The following is a 22906-nucleotide window of genomic DNA, read 5'->3' as shown; positions in this document are numbered from 1 at the left end:
GGGTGATGGATTGGCCTTTATACGACATATTCGCGGCGTTGGGCGACGACTTGCAATCGAGATGGAATAATAAAGAGGCGTTGTGAAACCGATTCCGCAACGCCTCATACATCATTGAAAATGTTTTGTTTTATGTGGTCGGTTCAGGCCGCGATCAGCATTTTGCGCTCTGCGCGTTCCTGTTGCGGTGAGCGCCCGTAAAGCTCGCGGTAGCATTTGGAAAAATGCGAAGCGGATACAAAACCGCAGGCAACAGCCACCTCTACCACCGGCATGGAGGATTGCAACAGAAGGTGCCGCGCCCGGTCAAGCCGCACTTCCAGATAATAGCGCGCCGGCGAGCGTCCCATTTCCTGCCGGAACAGCCGCTCTACCTGACGGCGCGACAGGCCGATCGTATGGGCGACATTTATCAGCGCCTGCGGCTCGGATAGGTTGGCTTCCATCATTTCGATGATCGTCAAAACCTTGGAATTCTGGCTGCCGAGGCGCGCGCGCAGCGGCAGGCGCTGCCGGTCCTGCGGATTGCGCACGCGGTCAGTCAACGCCTGTTCACAGATCTTGTTGACCAGATCTGCGTCGAAATCATCACCGATCAGTTTGAGCATCATGTCGAGCGAGGCGGTTCCGCCAGCGCAGGTGTAGATATTGCCGTCGATCTCGAAAAGATCGGCATAAACGTCCGCCTTGGGGAAAGCTTCGGCAAAGCCCGGCAGGTTTTCCCAGTGAATGGCGCAGCGCTTGCCGGAAAGAAGACCGGCAGCCGCCAGAATATGGGAGCCGGTGCATAAACCTCCCACGGCCACGCCGCGGTTATATTCCTCGCGCAACCAGGCAAAGACCGATTTGTTGCGAAATGCCTCGACATGCATGCCGGAGCAGACGAAGACCATCGAAGGGCGCTGTTCACGTTGCAGGAAACGCCGCTCGTCTTCAAGTGAGGCATCGACTGCACAGGATACACCGTTGGAGGCTGTCACGGGATTGCCATCAACCGAGGTTAGCCGCCAGCGATAGGCCTCATAGCCAAGCATGCGATTGGCTATGCGCAGTGGTTCTATCGCCGTTGCAAAGGCAATCAGCGAAAAATTCGGAACGAGAAAAAATACGATTGATCTTTTTACCAATGAAGCCTGTTGCATTGCCTGATCGTTCCCATATTTCTGAAACATCATCGCGGTTCCCGACGTGATGATGCTCGCGTGTCCGTCAATACTATTCCGGTTTTCCCGGTTTTAGCGGCCATTTTCTGGCCTTCTATCCTGTCTGTTTTGTCCGTAATTGCACTAGGGGAGGGCAATCCAGAAAATGGGACGCAAACAGGATAGTGCGCTTTATTGAGACACAGAAAGTTGGGGTTGCACAGTGCGGCTAAATGCCTGCCGCCAAAGTGTAATTGTGTGGCGTGAAATTGCTAGAAGGTCCGATTTTTATCACACCGATCCGCAAAGTAATGTCGATTTCGGACTAGCGAATTCGCAAGCTCAGGAATTAGAGAGTTGTGTGTCCATACAGATGTACAAAGGCCCAGTCTTAACTATTTAATCTACGCATTAGCTTTCCAAAAATCGATGCCGATTTTTGCGCCGATGCTCTAGGTTTCAGCGTTTGAGTTATCTTTGTCTTTTCGCGAACCGATCATTGATGTTTGGCCAGCCAATATCCTGCTGAATGTTCTCAGGCAGGGAATTGAGAATGCGTCGGCTGCGATACAAGCTCTGTTGGCTAACATAGGCGCGATAAAGCCTTATTGTTGTTCCATAAAGCGCGCGGAAGCGAGCGATGATAGGGCGTGCAACGGATACGTTTCCCGCTGATATTGTATCTATGCGCTGAAATGCCATGTCAGTCTCCCATTAGGCTTTTATCAAGGTGATGTCCGGTTTTTCGAACCAAGGTTGAACGTAAGGGAAGGGTGCGGCACACTTGACGTTCAATCAAACGAAATATAAAAAGGTTAAAGATCAGAAATATTGAACTAAGCCTCGGAGCAATCATGACCGCGCCCGTTCAACACCCTCTCCCTCTGCTCGATATTGATGTGCTGCGCACTTTCGTGGCGATCGCGGATACCGGCAGTTTTTCGTCTGCTGCCAATGCCGTGTTCCGCACGCCTTCAGCTGTTTCCATGCAGATTAAGAAACTCGAAGAGCAGATTGGCGTCAGCGTGTTCGAACGTGATGCGCGGTCCGTTACACTGACGAGCGATGGAGAAGTTCTTCTGGGGTTTGCGCGCCGTCTGCTGGCGCTCAACCGCGAGGCGGTCTCCAAATTCGTGGCACCCACCGTGACTGGCGTGGTGAGGCTCGGTTCGCCGGATGATATTGGCGAATGCGTCCTGCCCCTCGTTCTCAAGCGTTTCGCTGAAACGCATCCAGGCGTCACGGTTGACGTCGTGATCGACCAGAGCGTCAACCTGCGCAAGCGCTTTGCTGAAGGGAGGCTTGATCTGACACTGGTCAATCTCTCCTACGCCATGCCGGGGAAGTCGGATATAGAGATATTGCTCGATGAGGAACTCGTCTGGGCTGGCGCGAAATGCGGAAATGCCTATCGGCTCGATCCGTTGCCACTTTCCATCTGGGAAGAGGGCTGCGCCTGGCGCGGTAATGCGTTGCAGGCACTCGACAATGCCGGTCGCCCCTATCGCATCGCCTATATGAGTTCTCATTCTACCGGCCAGCGTGCGGCGATCATGGCGGATTTGGCCATCGCGCCCTTTGGTAAGACGCTGCTGGGCGATGGCATTGTCGCGCTCGGGCCGGAACATGGTCTGCCGCCGCTGAAGAACTATCAGCTTGGTATGATCATAAAACCCGATGGAGGCGCGCATATTCAGGCCGTCGCCAAAAATCTGCGTCAGGTTTTTGAAACCTACCGCCGCAGTGGCCGTTTTGAAACTATTCGGGCCTGTTGATTGGTAGTGCGACTTTTTTCAAAAGAAATTCATGTATTGTCAATGCATTTACTTGCCAGCGTAAAACCATGCGCTAGATTTACAATGTGACAGTCGGGTGAACCGGCTTCACCGCCAGTCTGGGGAAACCTCGGATAAGTGAAGATACTGCTGGCGTGGTCTATGTAATGCGTTGCCCGCATAGGCGGGTGCCTTCCACATCCTATCGGAGAGACTGCCATGAAATTGTCCCGAATTGTCCCGGTTGCTATCATTCTTTGTGCATTCACTCTGGCTTCTTGTGCCAATACCGTCCGTGGCGTCGGGCGAGACGTCAAGGGAACGGCCAATGCCGTTGAAGAGAGCGTTCAGTAAATCTTTTCTTTCAAAAGGCTCGGATCATATCCGGGCCTTTTTTTAAATATTGCATTCGCTTGAAGTGCCGACCCGATTGAAACCGATCGGTATATCCTGCCCTTTTATTTCGAGAAAAATATATCGCCCTCATTCCACTCCAGTCGGATTATGCTTTAATTCACAAAGAAATAGCTAACCGCTATGTGCCTGTCTGGCCATGTCCGATAGGCTATGTCTGCTGTTTTAATGCCATTTGCCGGTACGCCTATATGCGTACGCTCTAGAAGCGCGGCGATCTCTTCATTCGGCGTCTGCTCGCCAAACCACATGACCAGCACCGGCAGTGTGACATGGTCTGCAGCGTCGGGCGTTTCTGAATGAACGACACGAATCGATGGATCGAACAGGCGGAAATTGCCGGGAATTTGCGGCTTGTCGGTCAGGATTGTCCGGAAGGAACCCTGCGCTTCGATTTCCGTATAAAGCTGGCGATAATCGAGCTGACCATAAGGCGGCGCACTGGATCCATAGACGAGATAATAGCTAAGAACCGGTGGTACGAGAAGCGCGGTCACTGCGCCGACGACCGCAAAATCGATCAAGGCACGTTCACCTGTCCTATAACGCGCCAACCCACAGGCAAGGGCGGCAGGGGCAAGAAACAATACCGGTTGCAGCCAGCGATCTTTGACGTCATTGGCACCGCTTATGATCACTCCGAGACAGACCATTGCCAGACCGATGATCATCAGTCGGCGCATGAAGGTTTCGCCGGTCGTAAAGGCCGTGACTGGAACGGTGCTCTTGCGCAAATGGATGAGCGCAATGACCGCGGTCACAACAAGGACCAGGATCGAGAAAAGGAAGGCGGCCTGAATAAACCCTCCGACGCCATTGAGGCGGTCGAAAAGCAGGTTTCCGGTCGCTCCCATCTGAAGCTTGCCAGAGCGGGCGATGACGCTTGAACTGTGATCGAGCATCCACAACGCTGTTGGTGTTGTGCAAAGCGCGAAGGCAATGACGGTTACGCCCGACAGTTTTGAGAGCAGTACCGCCCGGTATTGTGCAACCGATAGACCAGTCACCACGATCATGATCAGGAAGAAGGATGCGTTCAGCTTGCCGAGCAGCGCTGCGGCCATTGCCACGCCAAGGGCTGCGGCGGAAACGGTTCCGCGTTTGCGCATATGCCAGGCGAAAGCCAGAAAGGTCCATCCGCAACCGGCCGTTCCTGCGACCGAATGGGTGAGTGCGCGCTGGGATTCCCAGCCGATCTGTGGAATGAGGAACAGACCCAGCATACCCGCAGAGGCAACGGCTCTTGAAAATCCCAGCAGCCGCATGCCGCCATAGACGCTCAGGAAAAGGCTTGCCAGCATGCCGAACTTGACGATCTGAAGCGTCAGCATGGAGGTGCCGAGCACGGATGCCGCAAAATTGCTTATCCATGTATAGAGCGGAGGTTGCGAGCCGCCATAGCCCCAGTCGAGATAACCAATATTTGCCAATTGTTCCGCATCATCAAGCCCCGCGCCATTGGACACGAAAGTGACCAGAAGCGTCTGAAAGATAAAATAGGCGAGAACGAAAAGGACTGCCCAAGGCAGACCGAAATATTGCTTGTCAGCGGCGTCGCGGCTGGGTTCGATAGCAGTCAAGCGTGATTGTCCCGGGCAATGGAAGAAATAAAAATACATGTGGCACTACTTTTCATAAGCGCACTGAACTTTCAATTGAACTTGCAGCAATTCACGCAAATAAACTGGGATTCCTGTAAACTTATGGTGACGGTTAAAACCGCGCGGCCTTTCGGTGCACGGTTTTACCAGATTACGCATGGTGTTCCTGCCGAAAGATACGCGGGCAGGAGATACATAAGCTCCGGTACGCAGTACCAGATCCGGAGCAACGAGAAGGTGTAAAGCCGTCTCGTGCTTCTTTCTAGCCCAACATCGTTACCGTAGAGTTAGCGAAGGATTAAGCAAATCTAAACAAGCGGGATTTTTTGACGATTACTGCAATTATTTGTTTTTTGATTTTGCCCTCAGATGGTCTCTGATGCCAGAGAAGTCTTCTTCGCCATGGCCTTGTGCTTGGAACAGCGAATATATTTCTTCCGCATGGGCGCCGAGGGGTGTTCGTGTCTCCGTACTTCTGGCTGCCTCCTGCGAAAGCCGGAGGTCTTTCAACATCAGCGCTGCTGCAAAGCCTGGTTTGTAGTCACGATTAGCGGGAGACGATGGAACAGGCCCAGGCACGGGGCAATATGTCGTCAGCGACCAGCATTGGCCTGATGAGGTGGACGCCACGTCGAACAGCGCCTGATGCGACAAGCCAAGCTTTTCGGCCAGCACGAAAGCCTCGCTCACGCCGATCATCGATATACCCAAGATCATATTGTTGCAGATTTTTGCCGCTTGTCCCGCACCGTCAGCACCGCAATGCACGATCTTTCCGGCCATGGGCCTGAGAAGCGGTTCGGCGCGCGCGAAGGCTTTTTCGCTGCCGCCCGCCATGAAAGTCAGTGTGCCCGCCACAGCCCCGCCTGTTCCACCCGATACGGGCGCATCAATGGATAGATGCCCTTGGCTTTTAGCCAGTTCATGCGCCTCACGAGCCGATGCGACGTCTATGGTGGAGCAATCGATAAAAAGCGTATCTTTTCGGGCTTTGGGTACAGTGTCTTCGTAAACCGACAGAACATGCTTGCCCGCAGGCAGCATGGTGATAATTGCTTCGACATCGGCGACTGCATCCGCAGCACTATCGGCGATTTCCAGCCCGTTGGCTCTGGCTTCCTCCAGATGTTGCGGTAAGAGATCGAAGCCGCGCACAATATGACCACTCTTCACCAGATTGGCGGCCATCGGACCACCCATATTGCCGAGGCCAATGAATGCAAGTGTCGCCATGACACAGTCCTTCCTTTTGCTTTCAGCGTCCGATCATGTGCCTTGCGATGATCACCCGCATGATCTCATTGGTGCCTTCCAGAATCTGGTGCACCCGCAGATCGCGAACCAGCTTTTCCACGCCGTAGTCGTGCAAATAGCCGTAACCGCCCAATAGCTGGAGCGCCTCGTTTGCGACATGAAATCCGGTATCAGTAACGAAACGTTTGGCCATGGCCGACCATTTTCCCGCGTCATGCGCCTTGCGGGTCAACTTATTTGCTGCCGTATAAAGAAGCAGTCGTGCTGCGCAGAGTTCGGTCTCCATGTCAGCGAGACGGAATTGTAAGGCCTGAAACTGGTCAAGTGTCTGTCCGAACGCCTTGCGCTCGCTGCAATATTGGAGCGCCTTATCAAGGGATGATTGTGCGCCGCCCAGAGAACAGGCGGCAATATTGAGGCGACCACCGTCAAGACCTGCCATGGCGATTTTAAAGCCATCGCCTTCATCACCAAGAAGGTTTTCGACGCTCACGCGGCAATTCTCGAACGTGACGCTGCGCGTTGGCTGCATATTCCAGCCCATCTTGTGCTCGTTGACACCAAACGACAGGCCTGGTGCGTCCTTTGGCACAAGAAGGGTCGAAATGCCTTTGGGGCCGTCCTCGCCGGTACGAACCATTGTGACATACACATCGGTTGCACCCGCACCCGAAATAAACTGTTTGATGCCGTTGATGATGTAATGATCGCCGTCCCTCTCTGCGTGGGTTCTGAGCGCGGCTGCATCAGAACCTGAACCGGGCTCTGTCAGACAATAGCTTGCAAGCCATTCCATAGAGCTCAGCCTGGGCAGAAATGTCTGGCGCTGGTTTTCGGTGCCAAAATGATCGATCATCGATGCTGTCATATTATGAATGGAGATGAAGGCCGAAAAAGCCGGGCACGCGTAAGCGAGCGCTTCAAAAATCAAGACGGCATCAAAACGCGTCAGTGCACAGCCACCGACATCGTCGCGCACGTAAATGCCGCCCATGCCAAGCGGGCCGGTTTCGCGGATGGCATCGAGCGGAAAATACTTATCGCGATCCCATTGAAGCGCGTGCGGCGCAATGCGATCTTCGGCAAATTCCCGTGCCATGTCCTGAATGGCCCGCTGATCCTCGTTTAACTCAAATTGGTTGTGGTGGGCCTCATCCATGGTTTCCTCCCTATGAACATCGCGCCTCCATATACAAATAGATCACAGCCGCGCCCAACTGCCAACGCGGCAGTGAAATAATGTTGCTCAATTCTGCAACAATCTGTTGTGCGTTTTTACATATAAGATTTCGCAAGGTGCTGTCATTGCAAGCGGCCAAGACTTCCGCTAGGCACAACGCATGGCACGCGCGATCATGTTTCAGGGGACGGGTTCGGATGTCGGCAAGAGTGTTCTTGTCGCGGGGCTTTGCCGTGCGGCGCGCAATCGCGGATTGAAGGTGCGCCCTTTCAAGCCGCAGAACATGTCGAACAATGCTGCTGTCAGTGATGACGGCGGAGAGATTGGTCGTGCGCAATGGCTGCAAGCCTTGGCATGTGGTGTGCCCTCGTCGGTGCATATGAACCCGGTTCTGCTTAAACCCCAAACCGACATGGGCAGTCAGATTGTCGTGCATGGAAAAGTGTATGGCGAGGCACGTGGACGCTATTACCAGCAATTAAAGCCGCAATTGATGCAAGCGGTCTTGCAATCCTTCGCACATGTCAGTCAGCACGCCGATCTGGTGCTGGTGGAAGGGGCTGGTTCTCCTGCCGAGATCAATCTGCGTGCAGGCGACATTGCCAATATGGGATTTGCAACGCGCGCGAATGTGCCGGTTGTCCTTATCGGCGATATCGACAGAGGCGGGGTCATTGCCTCGCTGGTCGGTACGCATACAATCCTTACGCAGGAAGACCGTGCCATGGTGCGCGGCTTTCTCATCAATAAGTTTCGCGGCGACATTTCGCTGTTTGATGACGGGCTTGCAGCAATCACGGATTTTACCGGTTGGCGCTCTTTCGGGGTGGTGCCTTGGCTGAAGGCCGTATCACGGCTTCCGGCGGAAGATTCGGTTGTGCTGGAACGAGCTGTGCGCGGTGAAGGGAAAAGTTTCAAGGTGGCCGTGCCCATGCTGCCGAGGATCGCCAATTTCGACGATCTGGATCCGCTGAAAGCCGAACCACAGGTCGAGGTGGTCATGGTGCCGCCGGGGCAGGCTTTGCCGCAGGATGCAGGTCTTGTTATCCTGCCGGGAACAAAATCCACGATTGCCGATCTTTGTGCCTTTCGAGAGAACGGCTGGGACCGTGATCTGGAAATGCATGTACGGCGGGGCGGCCATGTGCTGGGTATTTGCGGCGGGTTTCAGATGCTGGGCAATCGGATCAGCGATCCAGATGGCATCGAGGGACAAACATGCGAGGTCAATGGATTGGGGCTGCTTGACGTGGAAACAGTCATGGAGCCGGAAAAGATCGTGCGCAACGTCACGGCGACCTCGCTTTTCCTTAATGCACCGATCGAGGGGTATGAAATCCACATTGGTCGTAGCACCGGCCCTGATGCAGCGCGCCCCTTTTCTCGCATTGGCAATCATGACGATGGCGCAGTTGCTGCGGATGGCCGGATTATGGGAACTTATCTGCACGGCGTGTTCGGTTCTGATCAATTCCGGCAAAAGTTTCTGGCAAGGCTGGGCCTGCGCGGCTCAGGCGAGAACTACCGCGCCAGTGTTGAAACGGCGCTTGATGAGCTGGCTCAAGAACTGGAAGCCTGTCTTGATATCGATGCCTTATTTTCGCTTCCATAGTCACTTTCTGGCTCGCGCTCAGGTCTTTGCCCAGGCGTGCTTGGTCAGGGCTGACAATGTGCAGTGGGCGCGCCCCGCACGCGCCAACTGATAGAGTTTGGCGAAACGCGGGGACGCTGGTGGTTGGTGTGATGCTCTATCGTCAGGCCAATTGACGCCGCTCTGGCAGAAGCCTAATGTTTGATCATGCGACAGGTTTTGCCGGGATGAGAGTCCCGGCAATGCGAAAAGGGAATGCGACGGACGGACCCAAGCCGGGCGTCTTTATCGCAGCCGACCCCGCGACTGTAGAGCGGAGAGGGATGAAACAGGCCGGGCAACCGGCAGCCACTGGAAACCATAATTTCCGGGAAGGTGTTTTACTCCTTACGACCCGTGAGCCAGGAGACCTGCCTGTTGCGTGAAGGACATCATGTCCGCACCCGATGGGAGGTTTTCCCTGCTGCCTGCACGGAGGTTGTCATGGCTGCGCGTAACGAAAATTCACTCAGTACTACACTCCCTTTGCCCCTTGCCACCCGTCTTGTGACGGCCTCGTTGTCGCTTCTGCTCGGAGCCTTCCTGATCTACGGTGTTGGACTGGCGCATTCCGACACGCTGCACGATTCGGCACATGACACGCGTCATGCCTATGGGTTTCCCTGCCACTGATCTGGGCCATAAGGCTCTGCTGTTTTCACAAACTGGGAATTGAAAAACGCTCAATGGTGGACGGCCATTGGAGCGGGTTTTCTGTTGAGGGACAAAAATGTTGATTCGTTATTTATTGGCCACGCTTGCCGCAGGCCTGCTGGCAGGGGTTCTGGTGACGCCTGTCATGTATCTCAAAACCGTGCCGCTGATTCTTGAGGCAGAAACTTACGAAGATGCTGGGGGCGGGCATAGTCATACAGAAGCAGACGCTGCGCCGCACGACCATGATGAGGTGGCAGCAAATGAGGAAGAGGGGGCCGAGCTGCCTTTTGGACGCCTCGGAAATACCTTGCTCGCCAATCTCGTTGCAGGCGCGGGCTTTGCCCTGTTGCTCGGAGGTACAGCACTTCTGGCTGGTCGCCGCATCACGGTGCGAAACGGCATTTACTGGGGTGTTGCCGGTTTTTTTGCTGTGGCGTTCCTGCCGGCGCTCGGCCTTTCGCCGGAACTGCCAGCAATGCCTGCCGCAGAGCTTGCGACGCGGCAGCTCTGGTGGCTGGTGACGGTGCTGTTCAGCGGAATCGGTCTTTACCTTATCGTATTGCGATCCGAAATCTGGGCAAGAATCGCGGGTCTAGCGCTCATTATTGCGCCGCATCTTTATGGTGCGCCGCACCCGCATGACATTGCATCGCCCGTTCCCGCCTTGCTTGCGTCGCAATATGCGGTTTCCTCGCTTGCAACCAACCTGTTTCTGTGGGCAGTGATTGGTCTGGCACTGGGCTGGTTCATCCAGACCTACGCATCAACGGAAATCGAAGGCTGAAACCATGGCTCCGCCGCGAACTGAATTTGCAAAAATCACTTTCGTTCTTGGCGGAGCGCGTTCGGGGAAATCGTCTTTTGCCGAGAAGAAGGTTGAAGCCTCCGGGCTTCAGCCCGTTTATCTCGCAACCGGACGCGCATTTGATGGCGAAATGGAAAACCGTATTGCCATTCATCGCGACCGTCGCGGGTCCCAATGGCAGACGGTAGAAGAGCCGCTTGATCTTGTCGGTGCGCTGGAAAAAAACATGGGTCACGACCGCTTTGTGCTGGTCGATTGCCTTACACTGTGGATCACCAATCTGATGATGGCCGAGCTTGATATTGCGGCTGAAACGCACAAACTGGCGGCAAGCTTGCGCAAGCTTGTCAGTCCCGTGATTCTGGTTTCCAACGAAGTCGGGCTTGGCATCGTGCCGGAAAACCGCATGGCGCGAGAATTTCGAGATTTCGCGGGTTTTGCGCATCAGGCGGTAGCATCGGTTGCGGATGAAGTTTATTTCATGGCGGCAGGTCTGCCGCTCAAAATGAAGGGTTAGTTTTATGCAGGGTCAAAAAATTCCGGCAACGGTCATCACGGGCTTCCTGGGTTCCGGCAAGACGACGATGATCCGCAATTTGCTGGAAAACGCCAATGGCAAGCGCATTGCGCTGATCATCAACGAGTTCGGCGATCTGGGTGTCGATGGCGGTATCTTGAAAGGCTGTGGCATTGAGGCCTGCCGCGAGGAAGATGTGATCGAACTCAACAATGGCTGCATCTGCTGCACTGTGGCTGACGATTTCATTCCGACCATGACAAAACTTCTCGATCGCGCGGATCGTCCCGATCATATCGTGATCGAAACCTCGGGTCTGGCGCTGCCGCAGCCCCTCGTTGCCGCCTTCAACTGGCCGGAGATCAACACACAGGTGACGGTTGATGGCGTCGTCACGGTGATTGATGCAGCCGCCGTCGCCGAAGGGCGTTTTGCCGATGACCACGACAAGGTCGATGCGCAACGTGCAGCGGACGAAAGTCTTGATCATGAAAGCCCTTTAGAGGAACTTTTTGAGGATCAGATTCATGCAGCCGATCTGATCGTACTCAATAAAGCTGATCTAATCGATGCAGATCGGCTCGAACATGTGAAATCTGATGTGGCAGAGCGGTCGACACGACGTATCAACATGGTGCCTGCAAGTTTTGGTAAGCTTGGTGCTGAGGTGCTGCTCGGGCTTGGTGTCGGCACACAAGACGATATCGCCAACCGAAAGTCGCATCATGAAATCCATCACGCCGATGGCCATGAACATGACCATGACGAATTTGAAAGCTTTGTCGTTGAAGCCGGCTCTGTCAATGATCCCAAGGCTTTTACCGACAAGCTGAAAACAGTGATCGCGGATCACGATATTCTGCGGCTCAAGGGTTTTGTGGATGTGCCGGGCAAGCCGATGCGGCTTGTGGTGCAGGCAGTGGGCCAGCGCGTCGAGCATTATTTCGACCGCCCATGGGGCAAGGACGAGACACGGGCCACGCGGCTTGTGGTGATCGGCCTGCATGATATCGATCAGGATGCAATTACGACGGCTGTTAGAGCTTCTGTTTTGTAATGCATCTTCTGCTTGCCCAAAAAGGAACAATCAGCGACGGCAATGAGGCCGTCGATCTCGGTCAGACGCCGGGCGATATTTTGTTCCTTTCCGCTGCCGACACCGAACTGGGGTCAGTGGCTGAAGCGCATCGTCAGGCACCGGGAACGGTGAAGCTCAGGCTTGCCAATTTTCTAAGCCTCATGCACCCGATGTCGGTCGATGCCTATGTCGAGCGCACAGCGCGTCACGCAAAACTCATCGTGGTGCGTATTATCGGCGGCGAAACCTACTGGCCCTATGGATTGCAAGCGCTGCACTCTGCGGCCCTTGCGCAAGATATCAAGCTAGTCGTGCTGCCGGGCGATGACAAACCGGATATGGCGCTTGCGCGTTATTGCACGGTGGCGGCGCAAGAGCGCGATGCTCTCTGGCACTATCTGATCGAGGGCGGGGCGATCAATGTGCGTCACTTCCTTGATTATTGCGTAGCTCTGATCGCGCGCGGTGAAAAACCGGCGGAGGCAGCACCACTGCTTAAAGCGGGGCTTTGGTGGCCGGGCATGTCTGCGCCTTCGCTCGACCGTATCCGAACCGCGTGGCAGCAAGCGGACGGGCCTGTTGCGGCTATCGTCTTCTACCGTGCGCTTGTGCAAAGCGGGCAGATGCAGCCGGTGGAGGCGCTGATCAAGGCCTTGCAGTCACAAGGCCTGAACCCGCTGCCAATCTTTGTCTCAAGCCTCAAGGACCGCTTGTCTGCGGCGGTGGTAGATGGCCTTTTTGACGATTGCACGCCTGATATTGTGCTCAACGCCACCGGCTTTGCGATTTCATCGCCGGGTGCCGAACGTAAGCCGACCGTGCTCGACCAGCGCGGCAACATGGTGTTGCAGGTGATTTTTTCCGGTACGCCGAAAGAGACATGGCAAGCTTCACAGCAGGGTTTGCTGGCGCGCGACCTTGCCATGAATGTCGCATTGCCTGAAGTCGATGGACGCGTGCTTTCAAGAGCCGTGTCATTCAAGTCCGCGCAGCAATATGACGCCGCGGTCGAAGCGGATATCGTCACCCACGAGCCGGAGGAAAGCCGCGTCGCTTTCGTGGCGCAACTTGCGGCAAACTGGGTGCGGTTGCGACGCAAGAAACCATTTGATCGCCGTGTTGCGCTGATCCTTGCCAATTACCCCAATCGCGACGGGCGGCTTGGTAATGGCGTCGGTCTCGATACACCTGCTGGAACGGTGGAAGTGTTGCGTGCCATGGCGGGCGCGGGCTATGCGGTCGGCGAGGTTCCCACCGATGGCGATGCGCTGATGCAGCTTTTGATAGCCGGTCCAACCAATGCAGCGCGTGATGGGCGCGAAATCCGCGAAACCATTTCCTTCAATCAATACAAGGCTTTCTTTGAAAAGCTTCCCGACGCGATTCAGGATGAGATTTCCGGGCGTTGGGGCGAGCCGCAAAATGATCCGTTTTTTGATGCAGGTCTGAATGGCTTTGCGCTGCCCTTGATGAAGACGGGCGAAACATGGATCGGAATCCAGCCCGCACGCGGCTATAATATCGATCCCAAGGAAAGCTATCATTCGCCCGATCTGGTGCCGCCGCACGGCTATCTGGCATTCTATGCCTGTTTGCGCGACGTGGCCAAGGTTGATGCTATCGCCCATATGGGCAAGCACGGTAATCTGGAATGGCTGCCGGGCAAGGCTTTGGCACTTTCGGAAAACTGTTACCCGGAAGCGGTCTTTGGTCCGACACCGCATATCTATCCCTTCATCGTCAATGATCCTGGTGAAGGCACACAGGCCAAGCGTCGCGCGGCCGCCGTCATCATCGATCATCTGACGCCACCTTTGACGCGAGCCGAAAGCTATGGGCCGCTCAAAGATCTCGAAGCGCTGGTCGATGAATATTACGAAGCATCGGGCGTCGATCCGCGCCGTCTGGTGCGGTTGAAAGCGCAGATTCTCGATCTGGTGCGCGATATCGGTCTTGACCGCGATGCGGGCATTCAGGATCAGGACGACGAGGACATGGCGCTGCAAAAGCTCGACGCCTTTCTTTGCGATCTGAAAGAAATGCAAATCCGCGATGGTTTGCATATTTTCGGCCTTGCACCCGAAGGGCGGCTTTTGACCGATCTTCTGGTCGCACTTGCCCGTGTGCCGCGCGGCATTCCGCTCTCGCTCGGCGGTGATCCCGGCGAGCAGAGTTTACAGCGTGCGATCGCTACCGATTGTGAACTAGAATTCGATCCGCTCGATTGCACAATGGCGGAACCCTGGACAGGGCCGAAGCCGTTGGAACTCATATCTGTGAGTGCCGACCCGTGGCGCACTACCGGTGATACGGTCGAGCGCATCGAATTGTTTGCGGCACAACTGGTTAATGGTCATGCGGAATGCCCGGAAAGCTGGACGCAGACAAAAGCGGTTCTGCAATCCATCAATGAGCATTTGCGACCCATGGTGACAGCCTGCGGACCTGCGGAGATCGAAGGCTTTCTTTCAGCCCTTGGCGGGCGTTTTGTGCCGCCCGGCCCATCGGGTGCGCCGACGCGCGGACGCCCGGACGTTTTACCTACGGGGCGCAATTTCTTTTCCACCGATAGCCGCGCGGTACCCACACCCGCCGCATGGGAACTGGGGCGCAAATCAGCGGAACTCTTGATCACGCGCTTCACACAGGATCACGGCGAATGGCCAACTTCGTTCGGCCTGTCGGCATGGGGCACATCAAACATGCGAACGGGGGGCGATGACATCGCACAGGCGCTGGCGCTGATCGGTGTGAAGCCGGTCTGGGACATGGCCTCGCGCCGCGTTACGGGCTATGAAATCGTGCCGGTTGCAAAACTTGGGCGTCCGCGTGTGGATGTGACATTGCGCATTTCCGGCTTTTTCCGAGATGCTTTCCCGGAACAGATTGCTTTGTTCGACAAGGCCGTGCGGGCGGTGGGCGCGCTTGATGAACAGGCAGACGATAATCCCATCTCAACACGCATGAAGGCCGAATGTGCCCGGCTCGTCACCGAGGGCATGGATGGTGTGGCCGCGCAGCGCCGGGCAGGTTTTCGCGTCTTTGGCGCAAAGCCGGGTGCCTATGGCGCAGGTCTTCAGGCGCTAATGGACGAGAAAGGCTGGCGGGACCGTGACGATCTGGCTGAAGCCTGGCTCGTCTGGGGCGGCTATGCCTATGGCGCAGGCGAGGAAGGGCAAGCCGAGCGCGGACTTCTGGAAGAACGGCTGCGTTCGGTGCAGGCGGTGGTGCAAAATCAGGATAATCGCGAGCATGACCTGCTCGATAGCGACGATTATTACCAGTTTGAAGGCGGTATGGCGGCAAGCATCGAAAAGCTTTCGGGAGCGATGCCTGCTCTTTACCACAACGATCATTCGCGCCCTGAAAAGCCGATTATCCGCACACTGGAAGAAGAGCTGTCGCGGGTTGTGCGCGGGCGCGCCGCCAACCCCAAATGGATCGCCGGCGTGATGCGCCACGGCTATAAGGGTGCTGCAGAAATCGCTGCTACCGTTGATTATCTTTTTGCCTTTGCGGCGACCACCGGCAAAGTTGGAAATCATCATTTCGAGGCGGTTTATCAAGCCTATCTTGCCGATAAAGCCGTGCATGACTTTCTAGCTGCAAAGAACCCGGCGGCGCTTCGCGAGATTGCACAAAAATTCGATGAGGCGATTGAGCGGGGCCTTTGGGTGCCACGTTCCAATTCGGCGCGTTTTGAACTTGAAAAGCTTATGAATATGAATCCGGGAGTGGATATAAATGGCTGAAAAATCAGAAAAACTTCTCTCTATGACGGAAGAGGAGCTGAATGCCCGGCACGCGGACAAGATGCGCAAGAAAAAAGCCGCACGCGATAAAATTCAGGCCACCAAAACCGACGAAAAAGGTCTCGTCATCGTCCATACAGGCAAGGGGAAAGGCAAATCAACTGCCGGTTTCGGCATGGTGTTTCGCGCGCTCGGCCATGGTATGAAAATCGGCGTGGTTCAATTTGTCAAAGGCTCATGGGATACAGGTGAACGCTGGGTGCTGGAAAAGTTTCCAGAACAGGTGACGATCTCGGCTCTGGGCGAGGGCTTCACTTGGGAAACGCAAGATCGTACGCGTGACATCGCCATGGCGCGTGACGCGTGGGAGCAGGCCAAAGCCATGATTCTCGACGAGAGCTATGACATGGTTCTCTGCGATGAACTCAATATCGTGCTGCGCTATGATTATCTCCCCGTTGCTGAAATCATCGAGGTGCTCGCGGCCAAGCCGGAAATGAAGCATGTCATCATCACGGGCCGAAACGCCAAGGATGAACTGATCGAGGCCGCAGATCTTGTGACCGAAATGGAAATGATCAAGCATCCGTTCCGTTCCGGCGTGAAAGCGCAGAAGGGTATCGAGTTTTGATCAAAATCCGAGCCATTGCCGGATCGGGTTAGCTGGTTCCATTAAAAGACGCACGGCCAGGGCGAGACTGACAACGATCAGCAGCGGCTTGATGATGCGCGAGCCGATCTTCATGGCGAGGCTTGCGCCGATCTGTGCGCCGATAAATTGCGCGATACCCATGCAGATGCCAAGCTTCCAGTTGATGACGCCGACGGCGGCAAAGGTTGCAAGGCCACCGACATTGGACGCGCAGTTTAAAAGCTTGGTGTGTGCGGTGGCTTTCAAGACGCCGTAGCCTGCAAGTGCTACAAAGGCCAGCATGAAAAACGATCCCGTGCCGGGGCCGAACAGTCCGTCATAAAAACCGATCAGCGGAACCATCGTGACACCGAACAAAAACGGGCCGATGCGGCGTGCGCGGTCCAGATCGCCAAGGCTTGGCTTGAGCGCAAAGTAAAGTGCGATCGCAATCAGCAGCAAGGGCAATGCCGCACGCATGATGTCGACCGGCAGCACGGTTGCCAGAAGCGCACCGAATACCGATCCAATGGCGGAGGCGATGGCTTCGGGCCATTGCGTGGCGATATTTACATAGCCTTTGCGGGCATAGGCGATGGTTGCCGAAGACGAGCCGAACAGGCCTTGCAGCTTGTTTGTGCCGAGTGCTTCGACCGGCGGAACGCCTGCAAGCAACAGGGCAGGAATGGTGATCATGCCACCGCCACCGGCAATCGAATCGATGATTCCAGCGATAAAGGCAGCAACTGTGAGAAGCAGCGTAATCGTATCGAAAAATTCAAGCATGGGAAGCGTCCGGAAACAGTTGGCGCAACATAACGTTGTTTTCCGTTTCCGCCAGCATTATTGATGCAATATGCATTATCAACGCAAAGGGCCGCACATGAGCGAGAATATCTTTGACCGCATCACAAGTTTTTTGAGCAAGAAAAGCGCTGTACAGCGTGTGGCCGACGATCCCGCCCTTGCATCGGAACTGTTGCTTCTGCTGCACGTGATCTTTGCCGATGGACATCAGCACCCGGCAGAGATGGTGGTTTTCAAGGAAATCGCTTTTAAGAATTTCGGTATTCCACCGGAGGAAATCCCGGAAGTCGCAGAATATCTCAAGGATTTTGCCTATGAAACGACGACCAAGCAGGCCGCAAATATGCTGGCCGTAATGGCGCCAGAGCGTCGTGTTTCGCTGTTGCGTGACCTGATGCAGGTCGCATGCGCCGACAAGCGCCTGCATGAAGCGGAGACCTCGATGATACAGCGTGTGGCGCAACTGCTCGGTATTACGCCAGAAGAGTTGCAAGAGGCCCGTAAGTCTATCCCCAGTGCGTGAGACGTTTTGTTGTGTTCTCGGCATGGGGAGTTCCTCCAGCACGACGCTTTTGGAACTGATCGTGGTTGCCGATCACGTGCTATCATCTGCTGATATCCGTAGACCGGATGCTATTGCCACGCTTGGCCGCAAGCGTGGCGATCCTCTCTGGGAAAAGCTCGCGACCCATTATCGATGCAGGCTTTTGTTTTTCGATGCGGCGCGTCTGGAGATGGAAACGCCCCGGATCAGCCATTCCTCCGAGGCGGTTTTCAAAATGGTCGGTTGTCATAGTGTGGCGGAAGCCGCAGCCCTTGCAGGAGCCGGTCCCGATTCCATTCTTCGCGTTGAAAAAACCACCCATGCGCATGTGACCGCTGCATTGGCGGTGCACAAGGGCGAGAATTTTTAAACCAATCTTTCTTTGCGTGTTTGCCGTTTCTGAATGCTATGGATGAAAAGGACTGCGGCAAGCAATATTGCGGCAGTACTGATCACCACGATAACATAGGCACCTTCAAAAGCCTGCGATGCCATGGCAATCAGATTTGTCGCATCTTGCGATGACAGGTTTTGCGCCGCAAGCAAGGCCTCGTCGAGACTGTCACGAGCCGATGCTGGAACATGGGCTGGTAGCGACATGTGAGCCGTATAGAAAACTGACAAAATGCTCCCGAAGATGGTAACGCCAAGTGCATTGCCGAGTTCATAGGAGACTTCCTCGACAGATGCCGCCATACCGGATTTTTCCGCTGGTGCATTGGTCATGATTGCGGATGAGGCACCGGTCATGGATGCGCCCAAACCAAAGCCCATGATGGCCAGTCCCGCTAGATAATAGAGGCCGGAATAGCGGTACGTTAGAATATAGAGCGTGATACCGACCGCCGTGATGATGAGCGAACCCGATAATAGCCGTTTCGTGCCGATGCGCGGCAGATAAAGGCCAGCAAGCGGTCCGGCTATGAAGGCTGCAATCGGAATAGGCAGGATAACCAGACCGGCATGAAGTGGAGTAAAACCTTCAATCAGTTGCATCCGCTGGCTGAAGACGAGTTCCATACCGGTCATCGATGCCGAGGCGATCAAGGCTGCGAGAACACCCATGGAAAACAAGGGCGCGCGGAACAGAGAAAAATCGATCAGCGGTTCAGCGCTTTTGTTCTGGCGGCGTACGAACAGGAAGGATGCTACAAGCCCGATTACAAGTGCTGCGGCAAAGATCGGCATGGATGCATCGCGCTTTGCAAGCTCCTTGACAGCGTAGGTCAGTGCGATCAGGCCGATCATAATCTGGACCGAGCCGACCAGATCCCATTTACGCGACGATGCCAAAGCACGATTTTCAAGATTGCCGTATGACAGCAGAAGTGCCACCAGCACCACCGGCACATTGATGAGAAACACGGATCCCCACCAGAAATATTCAAGCAGAACACCGCCCGCAACGGGACCGATGGCTGCACCACCCGAGGCAATCGATGCCCATATGCCGATGGCAAGCGAGCGTTCCTTCTCATCGGTGAATGTCAGGCGGATAATTGATAGCGTTGCCGGCATCATCATGGCCGCACCTACGGCTAAAAGTGCACGTGCGGCAATCAGCACTTCCGGGGTGGGGGAATAGGCTGCACAGAGGGAGGCAATGCCGAAAACCACAAGCCCGCCCATGAAAATGCGCTTGTGTCCAAACTTGTCACCAAGCGTGCCAAGTCCCGGCAAAAGGCCTGCCACGATCAGCGGATAGATATTCATAATCCAGAGCTTTTCCGAAGCGTTTGCCTGAAGATCATGAGTGAGCCGCGGCAATACTGTATAAAGCACCGTCATATCGACGACGATGAGAAACAGCGCGCTGGAAACAATGGTCAGAACCAGCCAGCGGTTTTTCGGCAACATGGAATTCACCTTTTCAATACGGTCGTATTCAAACTTGTCAGGGTGGCTCTCTTAATATAAATCCATCCGTATGGAAAGTAGTAAATCACTAAAAACAGGCCGACCGCGCAGCATCGACCGCGATCACGTGCTCGACATGGCTGAAAAAATCGTCTCAGAGGGCGGTATCGTTGCTCTCACCATGGATGCCGTGGCTATTGCGGCAGGGGTGACCAAGGGCGGAGTTCAGTATTGTTTTGGCAACAAGGATGGTCTGCTCAAGGCGATGATTGCACGCTGGGGCGATGATTTTGACCGGCAAGTCGCGCGGGAGCAGAACGGAAGCAGCGGGGCCATCGCCCATATTGCCGCGCATATACGCGTTTCACGCAACAGCGACGCTGATGATGACGCGCGTTTTGCTGCGATGATGTCGAGCCTCATTCCCAATTCTGACTATATGAAGGACACGCAGCGCTGGTATCGCAAGCAATGGGAGGGGCTTGACGTATCAACAGCGGAGGGGCGAAAAGCCCGGCTCGCCTTCATTGCCAATGAAGGGGCTTTCCTGCTGCGCAGTTTCAATTTTTTTGAACTGACGCAGGACGAGTGGCAAGCGATTTTTGACGATATTGAAAGCCTGATCGCAGGCGAAGAAGGAAATGCGGAATGACGGTTCATTTTATCGGCGCGGGGCCGGGGGCGGCGGATCTCATCACCGTGCGCGGGCTACGGCTGATTGAAAAATGTGCCGTTTGCATTTATGCCGGATCGCTGGTGCCCAAAGACCTGGTCGCCTCTGCGCCCAGGCACGCGCGTGTGATCGATAGTTCCGCACTGACGCTCGATGACATCATGACCGAGATGAAGCGCGCCCATGATGAGGGCCACGATGTGGCGCGGGTACATTCCGGCGATCCATCGATCTATGGCGCGGTTGCTGAGCAGATGCGCAGGCTTGATGCGCTCGGCATCGCGTATGATGTGACGCCGGGTGTTCCGGCCTTTGCCGCTGCTGCTGCCGCGATGAAACAGGAATTGACGATCCCTGAAGTCAACCAGACCATCATCCTGACGCGCACATCCATGCGCTCATCCGCCATGCCGCAAGGGGAAGACCTCGCAACGCTCGGCCAATCGCGGGCGACGCTGGTGATCCACCTTTCCATTCGAAATCTGGCAAAGATCGAACGCGATCTGACGCCGCTTTATGGCGCGGATTGTCCGGTGGTGGTGGCCTATCGTGTCGGCTGGCCGGATGAGGCAATCTTGCGCGGAACGCTTAGCGATATTGCAATGAAGATAGAAGCCGCCAATCTCACGCGAACGGCAATGATCTTCGTTGGCCGCGGCCTTGACCCAGCAGGTTTTCGCAATTCCGCACTCTATGATGAAAGCCACAGCCATGTGGCTCGTTCAAAGCATGAAGTGTGATTTTATAAATAGCACCGCTTCATCCACGCTGCTCACCATCTCCGCCCCTTGATAGAGAGGGCGGGCGATCATGATGACCCGTAGTGCAAGATCGCGCGCGGCTCTGATTTTTTGATACGATAGAGCGCCGCCGGAATTGCGGCAGATAATCAGCCCGATGCGCTTGTCTATGAGAAAGTGCTTTTCCGTGTCAAAATCGCCGGGTTTTGCCAGAATGATTTCGCGGTTCGCTGGTAGCGATACCTCCGGCGGATCGATCATGCGCATGATGAAATGCACATCATTCCGTTTTGCGAATGGCGCGATATGCTGTCGCCCCAAGGCAAGCAAAACCCGCTCCCCTAATGGAATGCGCAAAGCGGCATCTGTTTCGTCTGGCACGTTGATCCAGTTGTCACCTGGCTTGCGCAACCATTGCGGGCGCTCAAGACGAAGATGCGCAATGCCAGCGGCCTTGGCCGCTGCAATAGCGTTTTGCGAAATGGTGAGTGCATAGGGGTGGGTGGCATCGATCACGAGATCTATATTTTTGCGATCAAGATAGGCAATCAACCCATCTATCCCGCCAAAGCCACCGATTCGCACTTTTCCCGAGGGAAGATCAGGGTTTGCCGTGCGTCCTGCAAGCGAACTGATGCTTGTGACAGGCAGGCGGGATAAGGCATCGGCAAGGCTTGACGCTTCAGCTGTGCCTCCCAGAATAAGGATTCTGGGTTCAGACACGGGCAAGGATCGTCCCCTTGCGGTCGGTGATGATGATTTCAACCTCGACCGGCGCACCGCGCAGGGTTACAAGCGCCACATTTTTGGCTTTCAAGGCGATTGGTGTGGCAAGGTCAAGGTTTAAAGATTGTGTTAATTCAAGCACTTCAAGTGCCGTATTGGCAGATAGAATCGGCTCTTTCAGAGTGTCTGTAGCGCCCGCCTTTTTTGCGATCTCCCAAAGAAAATTCTTATCGACCTGAGAGCGCGATGAATGCAGATCGAGTGCGCCCTGCGCAAGTTTTGTGAGCTTTGCAAAACCGCCTGCAATCGTCAGCCTGTCGATGGGATGGTGGCGCAGATATTTGAGCACGCCGCCCGCAAAATCCCCCATATCAAGAATGGCATAATCCGGCAGATTATAGATTGCTTGTGCGGCATCCTCCGAAGTCGAGCCGGTCGCGCCCAGCACATGTTTCTGGGCTTCCGCGCGCGCTACATCAATCCCGCGATGAATGGAATGTATCCATGCCGAGCACGAGAATGGATGCACCACGCCGGTGGTGCCGAGAATAGAAATGCCGCCCATGATGCCAAGCCGTGGGTTCCATGTCTTTTCAGCGATTTCTTCGCCGCCCGGGACAGAAATGGTGATGACGAGATCAGCGGGCAAACCATATTTTGCGCAGATTTCCTCGCAGATTTCGCGCATCAAGCGGCGCGGCACCGGATTGATCGCGGGCTCTCCCGGCGGAATGGTGAGGCCCGCACGGGTGACAGTGCCGACTCCTTCGCCAGCCTGAAAGACAATACCGGTTCCCGGCGGTGCCGGAAACACGGTGGAGATGATGGTGGCACCATGCGTGACGTCTGGATCGTCGCCGCCATCCTTGACGATACCCGCCATGGCATAGCCTTCGCCCAAGCCCTCATAGGCAAGCTGGAAATAAGGCACATCGCCCTTGGGCAAGATGATTCCAACCGGATCGGGAAACTCACCAGTGATAAGCGCCGTCAATGCAGCCTTGGTTGCGGCGCTCGCGCAGGCACCCGTGGTCCAGCCACGGCGCAATTCTGGCTTCTCATGGCTTTTATCGGTTGTGTCGCTTTCGTCATTCATGGACGCCTTATAATGTATCTGATAGCT

General features: G+C 55.2%; 22 protein-coding genes and 1 riboswitch. Of the genes, 13 read left to right on the top strand and 9 right to left on the bottom strand.

The window, feature by feature from the left end; all coding sequences use genetic code 11:
* Positions 1 to 143 precede the first annotated feature (143 nt).
* Together AAIB41_RS05635 and AAIB41_RS05630 are read right to left on the bottom strand one after the other, a co-directional pair.
* The gene (locus AAIB41_RS05635; RefSeq protein WP_343314672.1) at positions 144 to 1142 is read right to left on the bottom strand and encodes a GlxA family transcriptional regulator; all 999 of its coding nucleotides are present in this window, start codon (positions 1140 to 1142) and stop codon (positions 144 to 146) included.
* A 471-nt stretch (positions 1143 to 1613) separates the two neighbouring features.
* On the bottom strand, positions 1614 to 1844 hold the full coding sequence (locus tag AAIB41_RS05630; protein ID WP_343314648.1) for a hypothetical protein: 231 nt from the start codon (positions 1842 to 1844) through the stop codon (positions 1614 to 1616).
* 152 nt (positions 1845 to 1996) lie between these two features.
* On the opposite strand from AAIB41_RS05630, the gene AAIB41_RS05625 reads away from it, so the two are divergent.
* Both AAIB41_RS05625 and AAIB41_RS05620 read left to right on the top strand, forming a co-directional pair.
* Positions 1997 to 2917: a LysR family transcriptional regulator gene (locus AAIB41_RS05625; protein ID WP_343314647.1), complete on the top strand. Its 921-nt coding sequence runs from the start codon at positions 1997 to 1999 to the stop codon at positions 2915 to 2917.
* A 219-nt stretch (positions 2918 to 3136) separates the two neighbouring features.
* Positions 3137 to 3271: an entericidin EcnAB gene (locus AAIB41_RS05620; protein WP_343314646.1), complete on the top strand. Its 135-nt coding sequence runs from the start codon at positions 3137 to 3139 to the stop codon at positions 3269 to 3271.
* A gap of 155 nt (positions 3272 to 3426) precedes the next feature.
* Here the strand turns inward: AAIB41_RS05620 and AAIB41_RS05615 are convergent, their stop codons facing one another.
* The 3 genes from AAIB41_RS05615 to AAIB41_RS05605 form a co-directional block, all read right to left on the bottom strand.
* On the bottom strand, positions 3427 to 4911 hold the full coding sequence (locus tag AAIB41_RS05615; protein WP_343314644.1) for a glycosyl transferase: 1485 nt from the start codon (positions 4909 to 4911) through the stop codon (positions 3427 to 3429).
* A gap of 363 nt (positions 4912 to 5274) precedes the next feature.
* The gene (gene mmsB, locus AAIB41_RS05610; protein ID WP_343314643.1) at positions 5275 to 6165 is read right to left on the bottom strand and encodes a 3-hydroxyisobutyrate dehydrogenase; all 891 of its coding nucleotides are present in this window, start codon (positions 6163 to 6165) and stop codon (positions 5275 to 5277) included.
* Between the two features lie 22 nt (positions 6166 to 6187).
* Positions 6188 to 7345 (bottom strand): isobutyryl-CoA dehydrogenase, encoded by a 1158-nt coding sequence (locus AAIB41_RS05605; RefSeq protein WP_343314642.1) that lies wholly within the window; start codon positions 7343 to 7345, stop codon positions 6188 to 6190.
* Positions 7346 to 7526: 181 nt separating this feature from the next.
* Here AAIB41_RS05605 and AAIB41_RS05600 point away from each other — a divergent pair, with 181 nt between their 5' ends.
* From AAIB41_RS05600 to cobO, 7 genes are all read left to right on the top strand, one after another.
* Complete coding sequence (locus AAIB41_RS05600; RefSeq protein WP_343314641.1) at positions 7527 to 8978, top strand: cobyric acid synthase; 1452 nt, start codon at positions 7527 to 7529, stop codon at positions 8976 to 8978.
* Between the two features lie 176 nt (positions 8979 to 9154).
* Positions 9155 to 9390, top strand: a riboswitch (cobalamin riboswitch).
* Positions 9391 to 9440: 50 nt separating this feature from the next.
* Entirely contained in the window at positions 9441 to 9629 is a 189-nt protein-coding gene (locus AAIB41_RS05595; RefSeq protein ID WP_343314640.1) for a CbtB-domain containing protein, read from the top strand.
* Between the two features lie 97 nt (positions 9630 to 9726).
* Positions 9727 to 10437 (top strand): CbtA family protein, encoded by a 711-nt coding sequence (locus AAIB41_RS05590; protein ID WP_343314639.1) that lies wholly within the window; start codon positions 9727 to 9729, stop codon positions 10435 to 10437.
* 4 nt (positions 10438 to 10441) lie between these two features.
* Positions 10442 to 10975 carry a bifunctional adenosylcobinamide kinase/adenosylcobinamide-phosphate guanylyltransferase gene (gene cobU, locus AAIB41_RS05585; protein ID WP_343314637.1) on the top strand — a complete coding sequence of 178 codons (534 nt, stop codon included), beginning with the start codon at positions 10442 to 10444 and terminating at the stop codon, positions 10973 to 10975.
* A 4-nt stretch (positions 10976 to 10979) separates the two neighbouring features.
* Positions 10980 to 12032 carry a cobalamin biosynthesis protein CobW gene (gene cobW / locus AAIB41_RS05580; protein ID WP_343314636.1) on the top strand — a complete coding sequence of 351 codons (1053 nt, stop codon included), beginning with the start codon at positions 10980 to 10982 and terminating at the stop codon, positions 12030 to 12032.
* Positions 12032 to 15805: a cobaltochelatase subunit CobN gene (cobN, locus tag AAIB41_RS05575; protein WP_343314634.1), complete on the top strand. Its 3774-nt coding sequence runs from the start codon at positions 12032 to 12034 to the stop codon at positions 15803 to 15805. Before cobW ends, cobN begins: the two co-directional genes overlap by 1 nt.
* Positions 15798 to 16436 carry a cob(I)yrinic acid a,c-diamide adenosyltransferase gene (gene cobO / locus AAIB41_RS05570; RefSeq protein WP_343314632.1) on the top strand — a complete coding sequence of 213 codons (639 nt, stop codon included), beginning with the start codon at positions 15798 to 15800 and terminating at the stop codon, positions 16434 to 16436. Before cobN ends, cobO begins: the two co-directional genes overlap by 8 nt.
* Here cobO and AAIB41_RS05565 read toward each other — a convergent pair whose 3' ends face one another.
* A complete protein-coding gene (locus tag AAIB41_RS05565; RefSeq protein WP_343314631.1) occupies positions 16437 to 17222 on the bottom strand; it encodes a TSUP family transporter in 786 nt (261 codons plus the stop codon). It abuts the gene before it with no gap.
* A 97-nt stretch (positions 17223 to 17319) separates the two neighbouring features.
* Here AAIB41_RS05565 and AAIB41_RS05560 point away from each other — a divergent pair, with 97 nt between their 5' ends.
* Positions 17320 to 17766 (top strand): TerB family tellurite resistance protein, encoded by a 447-nt coding sequence (locus AAIB41_RS05560; protein ID WP_343314630.1) that lies wholly within the window; start codon positions 17320 to 17322, stop codon positions 17764 to 17766.
* Positions 17767 to 17788: 22 nt separating this feature from the next.
* Entirely contained in the window at positions 17789 to 18157 is a 369-nt protein-coding gene (locus AAIB41_RS05555) for a cobalamin biosynthesis protein (protein WP_343314629.1), read from the top strand.
* Here the strand turns inward: AAIB41_RS05555 and AAIB41_RS05550 are convergent.
* Positions 18154 to 19644: an MFS transporter gene (locus AAIB41_RS05550; RefSeq protein ID WP_343314628.1), complete on the bottom strand. Its 1491-nt coding sequence runs from the start codon at positions 19642 to 19644 to the stop codon at positions 18154 to 18156. The two genes, AAIB41_RS05555 and AAIB41_RS05550, sit on opposite strands and share 4 nt — an antisense overlap.
* A 136-nt stretch (positions 19645 to 19780) precedes the next feature.
* On the opposite strand from AAIB41_RS05550, the gene AAIB41_RS05545 reads away from it, so the two are divergent.
* Together AAIB41_RS05545 and cobM are read left to right on the top strand one after the other, a co-directional pair.
* A complete protein-coding gene (locus tag AAIB41_RS05545) occupies positions 19781 to 20296 on the top strand; it encodes a TetR/AcrR family transcriptional regulator (protein ID WP_343314627.1) in 516 nt (171 codons plus the stop codon).
* The gene (gene cobM / locus AAIB41_RS05540) at positions 20293 to 21057 is read left to right on the top strand and encodes a precorrin-4 C(11)-methyltransferase (protein WP_343314626.1); all 765 of its coding nucleotides are present in this window, start codon (positions 20293 to 20295) and stop codon (positions 21055 to 21057) included. The genes AAIB41_RS05545 and cobM overlap by 4 nt, the downstream gene beginning before the upstream one ends.
* Here the strand turns inward: cobM and AAIB41_RS05535 are convergent.
* Both AAIB41_RS05535 and AAIB41_RS05530 read right to left on the bottom strand, forming a co-directional pair.
* Positions 21040 to 21786 carry a cobalt-precorrin-6A reductase gene (locus tag AAIB41_RS05535; protein ID WP_343314625.1) on the bottom strand — a complete coding sequence of 249 codons (747 nt, stop codon included), beginning with the start codon at positions 21784 to 21786 and terminating at the stop codon, positions 21040 to 21042. The genes cobM and AAIB41_RS05535 overlap by 18 nt on opposite strands.
* Positions 21773 to 22879 carry a cobalt-precorrin-5B (C(1))-methyltransferase gene (locus AAIB41_RS05530; RefSeq protein WP_343314624.1) on the bottom strand — a complete coding sequence of 369 codons (1107 nt, stop codon included), beginning with the start codon at positions 22877 to 22879 and terminating at the stop codon, positions 21773 to 21775. Before AAIB41_RS05530 ends, AAIB41_RS05535 begins: the two co-directional genes overlap by 14 nt.
* Positions 22880 to 22906: the final 27 nt, after the last annotated feature.

It is taken from the genome of Brucella sp. BE17, from assembly GCF_039545455.1.
Classification (GTDB): Bacteria; Pseudomonadota; Alphaproteobacteria; order Rhizobiales; family Rhizobiaceae; genus Brucella.
The sequence above is the reverse complement of the archived record's forward strand: the minus strand, read 5'-3'. Positions and strand labels throughout refer to the sequence as shown.